General features: G+C 60.1%; 15 protein-coding genes. 10 read left to right on the forward strand and 5 right to left on the reverse strand.

Features of this window, described 5'->3' with window-relative positions; genetic code table 11:
• Positions 1 to 38: 38 nt before the first annotated feature.
• Complete coding sequence (hemJ, locus tag ACFPWW_RS07100) at positions 39 to 575, reverse strand: protoporphyrinogen oxidase HemJ (RefSeq protein WP_112562564.1); 537 nt, start codon at positions 573 to 575, stop codon at positions 39 to 41.
• Positions 575 to 1612 (reverse strand): uroporphyrinogen decarboxylase, encoded by a 1038-nt coding sequence (hemE, locus tag ACFPWW_RS07105; protein ID WP_377311204.1) that lies wholly within the window; start codon positions 1610 to 1612, stop codon positions 575 to 577. Before hemE ends, hemJ begins: the two co-directional genes overlap by 1 nt.
• Before the next feature lie 402 nt (positions 1613 to 2014).
• Here hemE and ACFPWW_RS07110 point away from each other — a divergent pair, with 402 nt between their 5' ends.
• The 5 genes from ACFPWW_RS07110 to dnaQ are packed head-to-tail and all read left to right on the forward strand — an operon-like array spanning position 2015 to position 5641.
• Positions 2015 to 2836: a pyruvate, water dikinase regulatory protein gene (locus ACFPWW_RS07110; protein WP_377311206.1), complete on the forward strand. Its 822-nt coding sequence runs from the start codon at positions 2015 to 2017 to the stop codon at positions 2834 to 2836.
• A gap of 35 nt (positions 2837 to 2871) precedes the next feature.
• Complete coding sequence (locus tag ACFPWW_RS07115; RefSeq protein WP_377311208.1) at positions 2872 to 3471, forward strand: Maf-like protein; 600 nt, start codon at positions 2872 to 2874, stop codon at positions 3469 to 3471.
• Positions 3464 to 4321: a shikimate dehydrogenase gene (locus tag ACFPWW_RS07120; RefSeq protein ID WP_377311243.1), complete on the forward strand. Its 858-nt coding sequence runs from the start codon at positions 3464 to 3466 to the stop codon at positions 4319 to 4321. Before ACFPWW_RS07115 ends, ACFPWW_RS07120 begins: the two co-directional genes overlap by 8 nt.
• On the forward strand, positions 4321 to 4932 hold the full coding sequence (gene coaE, locus ACFPWW_RS07125) for a dephospho-CoA kinase (RefSeq protein WP_112702768.1): 612 nt from the start codon (positions 4321 to 4323) through the stop codon (positions 4930 to 4932). Before ACFPWW_RS07120 ends, coaE begins: the two co-directional genes overlap by 1 nt.
• Positions 4925 to 5641 carry a DNA polymerase III subunit epsilon gene (gene dnaQ / locus ACFPWW_RS07130; protein WP_377311210.1) on the forward strand — a complete coding sequence of 239 codons (717 nt, stop codon included), beginning with the start codon at positions 4925 to 4927 and terminating at the stop codon, positions 5639 to 5641. Before coaE ends, dnaQ begins: the two co-directional genes overlap by 8 nt.
• 56 nt (positions 5642 to 5697) lie before the next feature.
• Here dnaQ and secB read toward each other — a convergent pair whose 3' ends face one another.
• A complete protein-coding gene (secB, locus tag ACFPWW_RS07135; protein WP_112562578.1) occupies positions 5698 to 6180 on the reverse strand; it encodes a protein-export chaperone SecB in 483 nt (160 codons plus the stop codon).
• A 98-nt stretch (positions 6181 to 6278) separates the two neighbouring features.
• Complete coding sequence (locus ACFPWW_RS07140; protein ID WP_112562580.1) at positions 6279 to 6794, reverse strand: FxsA family protein; 516 nt, start codon at positions 6792 to 6794, stop codon at positions 6279 to 6281.
• A gap of 126 nt (positions 6795 to 6920) precedes the next feature.
• Here ACFPWW_RS07140 and ACFPWW_RS07145 point away from each other — a divergent pair, with 126 nt between their 5' ends.
• The 5 genes from ACFPWW_RS07145 to gyrB all read left to right on the forward strand — a co-directional run bounded on the left by ACFPWW_RS07145 (position 6921) and on the right by gyrB (position 12245).
• Positions 6921 to 7625 carry a Tim44/TimA family putative adaptor protein gene (locus ACFPWW_RS07145; protein ID WP_112702769.1) on the forward strand — a complete coding sequence of 235 codons (705 nt, stop codon included), beginning with the start codon at positions 6921 to 6923 and terminating at the stop codon, positions 7623 to 7625.
• Complete coding sequence (locus tag ACFPWW_RS07150) at positions 7618 to 8733, forward strand: murein transglycosylase A (RefSeq protein ID WP_377311244.1); 1116 nt, start codon at positions 7618 to 7620, stop codon at positions 8731 to 8733. The genes ACFPWW_RS07145 and ACFPWW_RS07150 overlap by 8 nt, the downstream gene beginning before the upstream one ends.
• Positions 8733 to 9302, forward strand: coding sequence for a Smr/MutS family protein (locus tag ACFPWW_RS07155; RefSeq protein WP_377311214.1), 570 nt, complete (start codon positions 8733 to 8735; stop codon positions 9300 to 9302). The genes ACFPWW_RS07150 and ACFPWW_RS07155 overlap by 1 nt, the downstream gene beginning before the upstream one ends.
• Complete coding sequence (locus ACFPWW_RS07160; protein WP_112562588.1) at positions 9299 to 9676, forward strand: helix-turn-helix domain-containing protein; 378 nt, start codon at positions 9299 to 9301, stop codon at positions 9674 to 9676. Before ACFPWW_RS07155 ends, ACFPWW_RS07160 begins: the two co-directional genes overlap by 4 nt.
• A 133-nt stretch (positions 9677 to 9809) precedes the next feature.
• Positions 9810 to 12245 (forward strand): DNA topoisomerase (ATP-hydrolyzing) subunit B, encoded by a 2436-nt coding sequence (gene gyrB / locus ACFPWW_RS07165; protein WP_112562590.1) that lies wholly within the window; start codon positions 9810 to 9812, stop codon positions 12243 to 12245.
• Between the two features lie 62 nt (positions 12246 to 12307).
• Here the strand turns inward: gyrB and ACFPWW_RS07170 are convergent, their stop codons facing one another.
• Positions 12308 to 12904 carry a nitroreductase family protein gene (locus tag ACFPWW_RS07170; protein ID WP_377311217.1) on the reverse strand — a complete coding sequence of 199 codons (597 nt, stop codon included), beginning with the start codon at positions 12902 to 12904 and terminating at the stop codon, positions 12308 to 12310.
• Between the last annotated feature and the right edge of the window lie 62 nt (positions 12905 to 12966).

The following is a 12966-nucleotide window of genomic DNA, read 5'->3' on the forward strand; positions in this document are numbered from 1 at the left end:
TTAAAATGACTGAAATTTAACCTCAGTCGCCTCCCGCATCAGAAAGGCTTCACCACGACAAGGATGACGATGAGGATCATCAGCACCGTCGGAGCCTCGTTCATGAAGCGCCAATAGCGCGCGGAGCGCCGGTTTTCGTCGCGCTCAAACGCCCTCACGGCCCTGCTGAAAAAGACATGGACGACGGTCAGAAGAACCACGAGCGCGATCTTGGCGTGCAGCCAGCCGCCCTGGAAACCATAGACCGACCAGGCGAGATAAAGACCGAGAATCCACGTCAGCATCATCGCCGGATTCATGATGATCCTCAGCAGTCGGCGCTCCATCACTTTGAAGGTTTCAGATTGAACCGAGCCCGGCTCCGCATCCGTGTGGTAGATGAAAAGCCGCGGCATATAGAACAGGCCGGCCATCCACGAGATCACGGCGATGATGTGAAGCGCCTTGATCCAGAGATAGAGATTGTCGGGATTCCAGACGAAAAGCCCGATGCCGAGAAGCGCAAAGAAGATCAGCGCAAAATGCGCGCGCCGCCGGGCGTAGACGCCCGGCCTTTCGTCCGTCTGCTTTTCCATTATACGACCCCCGCACCGCGCACGCGCTCGACGAGAAGGCGAACATTCTCCGGATCGGCCTGCGGCGTGATGCCGTGACCGAGATTGAAGATCAACGGTCCGTTTCCGAGCACTTGAAGAATGTCGTCGATGCCTTCCTCCAGTGAACGGCCACCGGCCACGACACGCATCGGATCGAGATTACCCTGAACCGGTCCGTCCTTCTGCAGCTCGGCCGCAAAGGCGAGCGGCACAGACCAGTCGAGCCCGATCGCATCTGCCCCGGTCTTCTGCCGGTAAGTCTTGAGCATATAGCCAGCGCCTTTGGCAAAGGCGATGATTCGCGCCTGCGGCCGCCGTGCCCTGATCGAAGCGATCATGCGCGCCACCGGACGAATCGCAAAAGCCTCAAATTCCTTCTCACCGAGAACGCCGGCCCAGGAATCGAAAATCTGCACGGCGTCGGCACCCGCATCGATCTGCGCTACGAGATAATCGGCCGAGACATCCGCAAGCAGCATCAGCAGATGCTCGAAAGCGCGCGCATGCCGATAGGCGAAGAGGCGGGCGGGCGCTTGGTCCGGCGTACCGTGTCCGGCGATCATATAGGTCGCAACCGTCCAAGGCGCTCCACAGAAGCCCAGCAGCGTCGTCTCAGCAGGAAGCTCCTTGCGCAGCCGCTTCACCGTTTCCAGGACAGGCTGCAGATAATCGACGACACCTTCTCCATCGAGCCCGGCAATGCCGGTCTCATCGATCGGATCCATCTCCGGGCCATGCCCCTCGCTAAAACGCACGTTACGCTTCATCGCGTCAGGGATGACCAGGATATCGGAAAACAGGATGGCGGCATCAAAGCCGTAGCGCCGTATCGGCTGAAGCGTCACCTCCACGGCATGATCCGGCGAATAACAGAGATCGAGGAAACTACCTGCCTTTGCGCGCGTTTCTCTGTACTCGGGCAGATAACGGCCTGCCTGCCTCATAAGCCAGAGAGGAGGGGGCGTCAGGGTCTCACCATCGAGAACCCGCATGATTTTCCGGCGCGTTTCGCTCAAGCGCTTCTTCCCTATAAAAATCCAAAGATATTTTAAAAGGTTTCTATTTCTTAGAGTCGGTTTCTATCAAGGATTAAAATCCATCCACCGGCAGCGCGATTTGTCACGCACGCCGTCTCACCGGGAACAGAAATTCGTCTGTTCGAGCCAAAAATGATGGAAAATCCGAATCCGGAAGCGATTCCATGAACTTCCATGCACTCATGCTGACGCCCTTGCTGTGGATAAGCTGTGCATGATAATAGGAAGCACGATCACGGTCCCCATCATCCACAGCCCGCTTGGAGACGACCTTCGAAAGTTCGAGATGTGGATAAGGCGGCATGTTTTCCCTTGCCTCGATCCCGGCGCGGCCATTAGCTCTTCGCTGTCCAGTCTTTTCAACAGGCAGCGGAAAATAGCGTGGAGAACAGAACGAACTTCTTTCATCTGCATCTGATTTCTGACTCAACGGGGGAGACCCTGATCTCCGCCGGTCGCGCCGCTTCGGCCCAATTCAAATCGGCCCAACCGATCGAACACGTCTATCCGCTGATCCGAAACCGCAAGCAGCTGATGCCGGTCCTCCAGGCGATCGACGCTGAACCCGGCATCGTTCTCTACACGATCGTCGATCCCGAGCTTGCCGGCATCATCGACGAACGCTGCGCCGAAATGGGCGTCGCCTCGGTCAATGTTCTGGAACCGGTTATCGGTGCGTTCCAGATCTATCTTGGCGCCCCCTCCAGAAGACGAGTCGGCGCTCAGCATGTGATGAATGCCGGCTACTTCGCCCGTATCGAGGCGCTGAACTTCACCATGGATCATGACGACGGCCAGATGCCGGAGGATTATAATGAGGCTGACGTGGTAATCGTCGGCATCAGCCGCACCTCGAAGACGCCGACCAGCATTTATCTCGCAAACCGAGGCATCAAGACCGCGAATATCCCGATCGTCTATGGCGTGCCTCTGCCTGAAACGTTGGCAACGGCAACCAGACCGCTGATTGTCTGCCTTATCGCCACCACGGACCGGATTTCTCAGGTCCGTGAAAATCGCCTGCTCGGAACGACGCCCGGCTTCGACCGCGAACACTATACCGACCGTGCCGCAATTTCGGAGGAGCTGAAATATGCGCGCTCTCTCTGCGCCCGCCATAACTGGCCGATGATCGACGTCACCCGGCGCTCGATCGAGGAAACGGCCGCGGCAATCGTTGCCCTGCGCCCGAAGCTGCGTTAAGCGCTGAACAACTGAATCGCTCCCGAGGACATCGGATGACACCAAAGCTCGTTCTCGCATCGTCAAGCCCGTTCCGCCGGACGCTGATGGAGAATGCCGGCCTGGCTTTCGAAGCCCATGCCGCCCACATTGATGAACGCGCAATTGAGGCTCCCTTGGAAAAATCAGGTGCAACGCCCGATCAGGTGGCGCTCGTTCTTGCCGAGGCCAAGGCAGATGAGGTCAGCCGCCGATTCCCTGGCGCGCTCGTCATCGGCTCGGACCAGACGATGTCGCTCGGCTCCCAGGTCTTTCACAAGCCGAGGGATATGGCCGATGCGGCCGATCACCTGCACATGCTTGAAGGCAGGACGCACCGCCTGAACAGCGCGATCGCCATTGTCAGGAACGGTGAAGTCCTGTGGCGGCATGTCGCACATGCGCAACTGTCGATGCGCCCGCTGACCGATGATTTTATCGCGCGTCACCTGAAGCGCGTCGGATCGAAGGCTCTGGCGAGCGTCGGCGCCTACCAGCTTGAGGGAGAGGGAATTCAACTGTTCGACAAGATCGATGGCGACTATTTCACGATCCTCGGTCTGCCGATGCTGCCTCTCCTTGCCAAACTCCGGGAACTGGATGCGATCGATGGATGATTCACGTGAAACACACGGGCCGAAGGCGTTTGTCACGGGCTTTCCCGTCAGGCATTCGCGCTCGCCGCTGATCCACGGCTATTGGTTGGAGACGCTGGATCTGCCCGGCAGCTACCGGGCACACCAAGTTGCTCCGGAAGACTTTGCAGATTTCATCGGCTCGCTAAGAAACGGCAGCGCCGGTTTCGTCGGCGGTAATGTCACGATCCCGCATAAGGAATTGGCGTTCAAACTCGCCGACAGACCGGACGAGCTTTCGCAGGAACTCGGCGCATCGAATACGCTGTGGCTGGAGGATGGGAAACTTTTCGCCACCAACACGGACGGTCGCGGTTTCACCGCCAATCTGGATGAACGCCATCCCGGATGGGATCGCCACGACCGGGCTGTCATCTTTGGCGCTGGTGGCGCAAGTCGCGCCGTCATCCAGGCGGTCCGCGATCGCGGCCTCAAGGAAATCCACGTCGTCAACCGCACAGTCGAGCGCGCGCGTGAACTGGCCGACCGCTTTGGCCCGAAGGTTCATGCCCATCCGACCGCCGCACTCGCCGAAGTAATGGCCGGGGCCGGACTGTTCATCAACACGACCTCCCTCGGCATGGACGGAGAGGCCGCACCCGCCATCGATTTCTCACCGCTGCTTTCGGATGCGGTGGTCACGGATATCGTCTATGTGCCATTGAAAACACCGATCCTCGCCCAGGCGGAAGAACAGGGTTTTGCCATCGTCGACGGCCTCGGCATGCTACTGCATCAGGCGGTCCCCGGCTTTGAAAAATGGTTCGGCAGGCGGCCTGCCGTCGATGAAAGGCTGCGCACGCTGATCATTGCGGACATGGAAAAACACTGATGCTGAAGATCGGTCTCACCGGCTCCATCGGCATGGGCAAGTCGACGACGGCGAAGCTCTTTGCCGAAGCCGGTGTCGCGGTCAACGATTCGGATGCTGTCGTGCATGACCTCTATGCCGGCGAGGCGGCACCTCTGGTCGATGCAGCTTTCCCAGGCACGATGAAGAACGGCGCCATCGACCGTCAGGAGCTTGGCCGGCAGCTCGCCCGCGACCCGGCCGGCTTCAAGCGGCTTGAACAGATCGTTCATCCCCTGGTGCGCAAACGGGAGAGTGAATTCCTGGCCCGGCAGAAAGAGGCGGGCGCGGATATGGTTGTGCTCGATATCCCCCTGCTGTTCGAAACCGGGGCCGAACAAAGGGTGGATGTCATAGTCGTCGTCAGCGCCGATCCACAGGTTCAGCGGCAAAGGGTGCTTGCGCGCCCGAACATGACGGAAGAAAAATTCAATATGATTCTCTCCCGCCAGACGCCGGACACGGAAAAACGTCGTCGGGCCGACTATATCGTGGACAGCGGCCACAGCATCGAGGCGGCGAGAAAACAGGTGGCAGACATCATCGCCGACCTGAAGAGGCGGATAACGAAGGAAGACGTCCCGCATGCGTGAGATCATTTTCGATACGGAAACCACCGGCCTCGACAACCGCACGGATCGCATCATCGAAATCGGCGGCATCGAGCTGTTCAATCATTTCCCGACCGGAAGGACGCTCCACCTTTTTATCAATCCGGGCGATCAGAAAGTTCATCCGGATGCGCTCGCCGTTCACGGTATCACCGATGAGTTTCTGAAGGACAAACCGCCCTTTGCCGATCTCGTCGAAGAGATCCTCGAATTTTTCGGTGACGGCAAATGGATCGCCCATAACGCCACATTCGATATGGGCTTTGTGAATGCCGAGCTTGCCAGGCTCGGTCTGCCGCCGATCCTGCCGGATCGCGTCGTCGACACGCTCTCTCTTGCCCGCCGCAAACATCCGATGGGTCCGAACTCGCTCGATGCGCTTTGCCGCCGCTATGGCATCGACAATTCTCACCGCACCAAACACGGCGCTCTGCTCGATTCCGAACTGCTCGCCGAAGTCTATATCGAGATGATCGGCGGTCGCCAGGCAGCACTCGGGCTCGGCGTTTCCGGGTCCGCGAGCCAGAACAAGACCGATGCCGAGGTGGAAGAAATCGTGGTCGCCGCCGTTATGGAGAGACCGCGGCCGCTGGCGCCGCGTTTGAGCGAAGCGGAAGCCGAAGCCCATGACGCCCTGATCGCCAAGCTTGGCCAGAAAGCGGTCTGGTCGAAATACGATCGGCTCGACTGAAAATGAAAATGCCCGGACAAGCCGGGCATCTGAACCTAGGGGCCTGCGAAACCGGCTTAGTTCGGAACGGCCTGAACCTTGGAACGAGCCTGCTCTTCGGCAACGCGCTGCGCGAACATCTGTGCGAAATCGATCGGGTCGATCATCAGCGGCGGGAAGCCGCCATTGCGCGTGACATCGGCAATGATCTGGCGGGCAAACGGGAAGAGCATGCGCGGGCACTCGATGAAGAGAACCGGCAGCATGTGCTCCTGCGGGAAGCCGGCGACACGGAAGACGCCGCCATAGACGAGCTCGGTATGGAAGACCGTCTTGTCTCCATCCTTGGCTTCGGCGATCAGCGAAAGCACGACATCGAAATCCGTATCGGACAGCGGATTGGCATTGACGTTCACATTGATGTTGATCGCCGGTGCCTTGTCGCGGGCCTGAAGCGAGCGCGGTGCGCCCGGGTTTTCGAAGGAAAGATCCTTGACGTACTGGGCAAGGATCGAAAGGGTCGGGCTCGCTGCGCCGTTGCTGCTGTTATCGTCTGCCATGGGCTTTTCCTCGAGGGGCATTGAATGGTGCCGCCATCTAACATTTCGGGGATAGGCTTACAACCCTGGGCGTCCGGCGCGGTTAATTCGATGCCGCGTCAGTCTTCGATCTGTTTGCCGGACCAGGGCGACTTTCCGTTCGGCTGACGATGATAGTCCTCTTCATCGAGATCGACCACCTTTGAATCGTCCGGCTTGCCTGTCCGGCCGCGAAAATCCGAACGGGAGGAAGCCGAGAAGCCCCCGCCGGTGCCGACGACGACGAAACGCTTTGCGATCGACCGCCAGAGCAGGTTGCGAACCTGCGGGATCAGCAGCAGGATCGCCAGTATATCCGAGAGAAAGCCGGGAATGATGAAGAGCAGCGAAGCGATGACCGTCATTGCCGGATTGAGCAGTTCCCGTCCGGGCATGGTACCGCTGCGCCCTTCGGCAGACATGCGGCGCAGGATGCCGATACCTTGCCGGCGCAGCAGGAAGCAGCCGACGACAAAGCCGAGCACGACAAGCGCCAGCGTCGCGGCAAGCCCGATTGCGCGGCCGACAATGACGAAGCCGGCAATTTCGGCAAGCGGCAGAAGCAGCACGAAAACCGGCAGCATGGAAAAACGCATCTCTCTATCCCGAGCAGCTCGGGCTCCTCTTGGCACCGGTGAAGATACCAGCCATGATTTGAATCATTCGTATAGCCGGACTATATGGGGGTAGAAATCAGGGATGTTAACAGCGAACGGCGGGATATGAGTTCAAACGACTTCATCACACTATTTTTCCTAGTGGCGGCGGTGCTGATTTTCTTTCAGCTTCGATCCGTTCTTGGACGTCGCACGGGAAATGAGAAGCCGCCGCGTGATCTCTATACGCCACGGGATGCCGTGCAGAACGACACCGCCGATGCCGGCAAGGTCGTAACCCTGCCGCGACGCGACGCGAACGGGGAAGAGGAAGACCGCTTCTCCGCCATTGACGCGCTTGCGCCGGCCGGCACGCCGCTGAACGAGTCCCTGCGCGCGCTCAACAGGGCCGATGCCTCCTTCGACCCGAAAGAATTCCTGAACGGCGCCCGCATGGCTTACGAGATGATCGTCATGGCCTTTGCCGACGGCGATCGCAAGACGCTGAAGAACCTTCTTTCCCGGGAAGTCTATGACGGTTTCGACGCGGCGATCACCGAGCGCGAAAACAAGGGCGAGAAGATGAAGTCCACTTTCGTGGGCATCGACAAGGCCGAGATCACTCATGCCGAAACCAAAGGCAGCGAGGCACAGATCACCGTGCGCATCATCAGCCAGCTGATCTCTGCTACCTACGACAAGAGCGACGCGCTGATTGACGGCGACGCCGAGAATGTCGCCGAAGTCAACGATCTCTGGACTTTCGCTCGCGATACGCGCTCGCGCGACCCCAACTGGAAACTCGTCGCGACCGAATCGGAACATGAGTGACGCAGCCGGCTTCGCCCTTCAGGCAGTCAGTTTCGACGCGTTGGAAGGCTGGGGGGATGACGATCCCTCCGGCCTTTTTGAAGTCATGGCCAACTGCCGCCGGCACATCACTGAAATCAAACCTTACCGTACCGGTTCGCTGGGGTTGAGTTCGGCCGATCTCCTTCCATTGCTGGAGCAGGCAGCGAGCTTTCGCCCGGCTTCGGGGAGGCAGGCGCGCGCCTTTTTTGAGAAGCACTGCCGGCCGTTCCGGATTGTCCCGGCCGATGGCGCCGGCGGTTTTGTCACTGCCTTCTACGAACCTGAGATCGAAGTTTCGGAAAGACGGGATGAGACCTTCCGTTTTCCGGTCTACCGGCGCCCGGAGGATCTCGTCGACCTTGACGATCAAACTCGTCCGCCGGATCTCGATGGCTCTTACATGTTCGGGCGCTTGCGTGACGGCCTGGTCGACGCCTATCCGGATCGTCGCGACATCGATCAGGGCTATCTTGACGGCCGTGGCCTGGAGATTGCCTGGGCGAAGTCGAAAGTCGATCTTTTCTTCGTCCATGTGCAGGGCGCTGCCCGTCTACGCTACCCGGATGGCAGGATCGGGCGCATCACCTACGCGGCAAAAGCCGGCCATCCCTTTTCGGCAATCGGGAAGCTGCTGATCGACCGTGGCGACATCGATCGTACCAACATCTCCATGCAGTCGATCCGCGCCTGGCTTGCCGCTCATCCGGACCGGGTCGACGAAGTCCTCTGGCATAACCGATCCTATATATTCTTCCGGGAAGCACCGGTGGACGATCCAGATTCCGGGCCGATCGCCGCTGCAAAGGTGCCGTTGCTCGCAGGCCGTTCGCTCGCCGTCGACCGGCTGATCCATACTTTCGGCTTTCCCTTCTTCATCCGTTCCGAGACCCTGACCCATCTCGATGGCGGCACGCCTTTCCGGCGGCTGATGCTGGCGCTCGACACGGGCTCCGCCATTGTCGGTCCCGCGCGCGGCGACATTTTCACCGGTTCGGGCGATGCGGCGGGCGAGCTGGCGGGAACAGTGCGCAACGATGCCGATTTCGTAATTCTCATCCCCAATGCCGCGGCAGCAAGGTTCCTGTGATGGCGAAGGACCGCAAGCTCAGCGCAGACGAAAGGATCCTCTGGGGGAGGGTGGCCCGCAGTACGAGGCCCATGCCCGGCAAGGCGGACGAGTTGACTGCGCTCGATGCTTTCCTGGCGCAGGCCGAAGCGCAAGCCGATCAGGAAAAGGCGGAAATGCAGAAGACGGCTCAGCCGCTTCCGCAGCAGCAAGCCGCGCAGCCGCCCGCAAGACAGCCCTCGGGCATCCACCATCCGCTGGAGCGGCCCGTCAAGCGCAAGATCGCCAAGGGCAAACTGGCACTGGAAGCGCGCATCGATCTTCACGGCATGGTCCAGAGCGAAGCCCATTCCTTCCTGCTCGATTTCCTCATCCGCGCGCATGAGCGCGGCATGCGCCACGTCCTCGTCATTACCGGCAAGGGCAGTTCGATGGGCAGCGAGGGCGCCTTGAAACGGGCCGTGCCGCTCTGGTTTTCCAAGCCGGAATTTCGCTTTCTGATTTCGTCCTACGAGCCGGCGGCCCAGCATCACGGCGGCGAGGGCGCGCTCTATATCCGCCTTGCCCGGCGCAGCGGGGAAAAGCCGTGACCCCGTTTGCAGAAGCGGTCCGCAAGCTGCGCGCCCGCAAGGGCGTGACCCAGAAGCAGATGGCTGCTGCCCTCAATGTCTCGCCCGCCTACCTCTCTGCGCTCGAGCACGGAAAGCGCGGCGTGCCGAGCTTCGATCTGCTGCAGCGCATCGCCGGCTACTTCAACATCATCTGGGACGAGGCCGAAGAACTCTTCCTCGTTGCCGGTTCTTCCGATCCGCGCGTGGTGATCGACACGGCGGGTCTCCCGCCCGAATATACCGAATTTGCCAATCGTCTGGCCAAGCGAATCCGCAGTCTTGACAGCGGCGATATCGCCCGGTTATCCGCGCTTCTTGAAAATGGCGGCAAAGGGGACGGAAAAGCGTCATAATCCCCTGATTTATGCCTTGTTTTAGGGTCTTGCCATTGGGAAGTCGCTGCAAAAAACCTATATTCGACATTGAAAAGGCCGGTGATTCGTAAGGCGCGCCGTTGCTGACTACAACAGGGAAAATCTCGACAGAATGACCGATGCACCCGCGACGGAAAACGGCGTAAACACCGAATATGGCGCAGACTCCATCAAGGTCCTGAAGGGCCTCGATGCCGTGCGCAAGCGCCCCGGCATGTATATCGGCGATACCGACGACGGTTCGGGCCTTCATCACATGGTCTACGAGGTCGTCGATAACGCGATCGACGAGGCGCTGGCCGGCCACGCCGACATCGTCACCGTCACGCTCAATCCTGACGGCTCCGTGACCGTGACCGACAACGGCCGCGGCATCCCGACCGATATCCATAGCGGCGAAGGCGTGTCGGCAGCCGAAGTCATCATGACCCAGCTCCATGCCGGCGGTAAGTTCGACCAGAATTCCTACAAGGTTTCCGGCGGCCTGCACGGGGTCGGCGTTTCCGTCGTCAACGCGCTCTCGGTCTGGCTGAAACTGAAGATCCGCCGCCAGGGCAAGGTGCATGAGATGAGCTTCACCCATGGTGTTGCAGATGCGCCCCTGAAGGTAACGGGCGAAGCCGGCACCGAAACCGGTACGGAAGTCAGCTTCATGCCGAGTTCCGAAACCTTTACCATGACGGAGTTCGACTACGGCACGCTGGAGCACCGCCTGCGCGAGCTTGCTTTCCTCAATTCGGGCGTTCGTATTCTGCTGACGGATAAGCGCCACTCCGATATCAAACAGGAAGAGATGGTCTATGACGGCGGCCTCGAAGCCTTCGTCTCCTATCTCGATCGGGCCAAGAAGCCGCTCGTCGAAAAACCCGTTGCGATCCGTGGCGAGAAGGACGGCATCACCGTCGAAGTGGCCATGTGGTGGAACGACAGTTACCACGAAAACGTGCTCTGCTTTACCAACAACATCCCCCAGCGCGACGGCGGCACCCATATGGCCGGCTTCCGCGCGGCTCTGACGCGCCAGATCACCTCTTATGCTGATACATCCGGCATCACCAAGAAGGAAAAGGTGACGCTGACGGGGGACGACTGCCGCGAAGGCCTGACAGCCGTGCTCTCGGTCAAGGTGCCGGATCCGAAGTTCTCCTCGCAGACCAAGGACAAGCTCGTTTCCTCGGAAGTGCGCCCGGTCGTCGAAAGCCTGGTCAACGAAGCGCTCAGCACCTGGCTCGAGGAACATCCCGGCGAAGCCAAGGTTCTCGTCGGCAAGGTCGTGGAAGCCGCCGCTGCCCGCGAAGCGGCCCGCAAGGCCCGCGAACTGACGCGCCGCAAGGGCGCGCTCGATATCGCTTCGCTGCCTGGCAAGCTTGCCGACTGCTCCGAGCGCGATCCCGCCAAATCCGAAGTCTTCCTGGTCGAGGGCGACTCGGCAGGCGGTTCGGCAAAGCAGGGGCGCTCGCGTGAAAACCAGGCGATCCTGCCCTTGCGCGGCAAGATCCTGAACGTCGAGCGCGCCCGCTTCGACAAGATGCTGTCGAGCCAGGAAATCGGCACGCTGATCACCGCGCTCGGCACCGGCATCGGCAAGGACGAGTTCAACGCCGAAAAGCTGCGCTATCACAAGATCATCATCATGACGGACGCCGACGTCGACGGCGCCCACATCCGCACTCTGCTGCTCACCTTCTTCTTCCGCCAGATGCCGGAACTGATCGAGCGCGGCCATCTCTATATCGCCCAGCCGCCGCTCTATAAGGTTTCGCGCGGCAAGTCGGTGCAATACGTCAAGAACGAAAAGGCGCTGGAAGACTATCTGATCGGCCAGGGTCTGGAAGATGCGGCTCTGAAGCTTGCGAGCGGCGAAGTCCGTGTCGGGCAGGATCTGAATGAAGTCATTCACGATGCCCTGCGATTGCGAGCGCTGCTCGACAACCTTCATTCCCGCTACAATCGCGCGGTCGTCGAACAGGCGGCGATTGCCGGCGCGCTCAACGCCGAACTTGTCAGCGACGCGACCCGTGCCCAGGAACTGGCGAGCGAAGTCGCCAAGCGCCTCGATATTATCGCCGAGGAAACCGAGCGCGGTTGGCAGGGCAGCCTTACCAGCGAAGGCGGCATTCGTCTGGAGCGCATGGTTCGCGGGGTCAAGGAAGTCATCGTGCTCGATATGGCGCTGATCGGTTCGCAGGACGCCCGCCTGATCGACCAGCTGACGCCGCGCCTGAAGGAAATCTATCAGACACCGCCGACGCTCAGCCGACGCGATGGCGATGCCGAGATTTCCGGCCCGCGCGCCCTGCTCGATGCAATTTTTGCCAGCGGCCGCAAGGGCTTGACCATGCAGCGCTACAAGGGTCTCGGCGAAATGAACGCCGAACAGCTTTGGGAAACGACGCTCGACCCGAACGTCCGCTCGCTGCTGCAGGTCAAGGTCAGCGATGCGACCGATGCCGACGGCCTCTTTGCCCGCCTGATGGGTGACGAAGTCGAGCCGCGGCGCGAATTCATCCAGGATAACGCCCTGAGCGTTGCAAACCTCGATATCTGATCGATATCCCTGACACGACAAGGCCCCGCAGCCGTCAGGCTTGCGGGGCTTTTTGCGCATGGTCAATCCTTGCCAACGAAATGGCCGTTGAAGACGACGTCCGAAAGCGGCTTGCGCTGGCTCGGGAATTCACGCCCCCGGTTGCGTTCGGAAAGCGTGCTCTTGTCGGCAATGCGGCCGACGGCAATACCGGCCTCGACACGATAGCCGTCGGGCACGTTGAGCTTTTCCTTGATTTCATCATGCTTGATGCCGCCCATGCCATGGGCATAGAAGCCGGAAATGCGCGCCTGGATGGCGAGATGGCCCCAGGCCGTGCCGGCATCGAAAGAGTGCGTGTAGCTCGCCCGCCCTTCTTCGCGGGCTCCGTTGAAGCTGCGCGAAACGACGAAGATCAGTGCCGAGGCGTTCTTTGCCCATTCCTGGTTGGATTCGTTGAGAAGGCTCACGAATTCGTCCCAATGCCCGGAACCCTTCAAGGCGTAGAGGAACCGCCACGGCTGCATGTTTGCCGAGGACGGTGCCCAGTGTGCGGCATCGAGCAGCGTAAGCAGCTGGGCTTCTTCGATAATCTCGCCGGTGAAGGCGCGCGGCGACCAGCGGTCGAGGAACATCGGATCGATCGGGTATTCGGATTCGCGGCTATTGCTTTTCGTCATGCTGGCTTCCGGAGGTTGGCTATGGATGGGGGTTCCATTGCGAAGGTCACTTAAGTGATATT

Origin of the sequence: Rhizobium sp. GCM10022189, from assembly GCF_042656325.1 — a bacterium.
Lineage (GTDB): Bacteria > Pseudomonadota > Alphaproteobacteria > Rhizobiales > Rhizobiaceae > Rhizobium.

What these genes read in the sequence shown, in the direction of transcription:
- hemJ (WP_112562564.1), bottom strand. Translation starts at nt 575, where the DNA reads ATGGAAAAGCAGACGGACGAAAGGCCGGGCGTCTACGCCCGGCGGCGC.
- ACFPWW_RS07115 (WP_377311208.1), top strand. Translation starts at nt 2,872, where the DNA reads ATGACACCAAAGCTCGTTCTCGCATCGTCAAGCCCGTTCCGCCGGACG.
- ACFPWW_RS07120 (WP_377311243.1), top strand. Translation starts at nt 3,464, where the DNA reads ATGGATGATTCACGTGAAACACACGGGCCGAAGGCGTTTGTCACGGGC.
- coaE (WP_112702768.1), top strand. Translation starts at nt 4,321, where the DNA reads ATGCTGAAGATCGGTCTCACCGGCTCCATCGGCATGGGCAAGTCGACG.
- dnaQ (WP_377311210.1), top strand. Translation starts at nt 4,925, where the DNA reads ATGCGTGAGATCATTTTCGATACGGAAACCACCGGCCTCGACAACCGC.
- secB (WP_112562578.1), bottom strand. Translation starts at nt 6,180, where the DNA reads ATGGCAGACGATAACAGCAGCAACGGCGCAGCGAGCCCGACCCTTTCG.
- ACFPWW_RS07140 (WP_112562580.1), bottom strand. Translation starts at nt 6,794, where the DNA reads ATGCGTTTTTCCATGCTGCCGGTTTTCGTGCTGCTTCTGCCGCTTGCC.
- ACFPWW_RS07145 (WP_112702769.1), top strand. Translation starts at nt 6,921, where the DNA reads ATGAGTTCAAACGACTTCATCACACTATTTTTCCTAGTGGCGGCGGTG.
- ACFPWW_RS07150 (WP_377311244.1), top strand. Translation starts at nt 7,618, where the DNA reads ATGAGTGACGCAGCCGGCTTCGCCCTTCAGGCAGTCAGTTTCGACGCG.
- ACFPWW_RS07155 (WP_377311214.1), top strand. Translation starts at nt 8,733, where the DNA reads ATGGCGAAGGACCGCAAGCTCAGCGCAGACGAAAGGATCCTCTGGGGG.
- gyrB (WP_112562590.1), top strand. Translation starts at nt 9,810, where the DNA reads ATGACCGATGCACCCGCGACGGAAAACGGCGTAAACACCGAATATGGC.
- ACFPWW_RS07170 (WP_377311217.1), bottom strand. Translation starts at nt 12,904, where the DNA reads ATGACGAAAAGCAATAGCCGCGAATCCGAATACCCGATCGATCCGATG.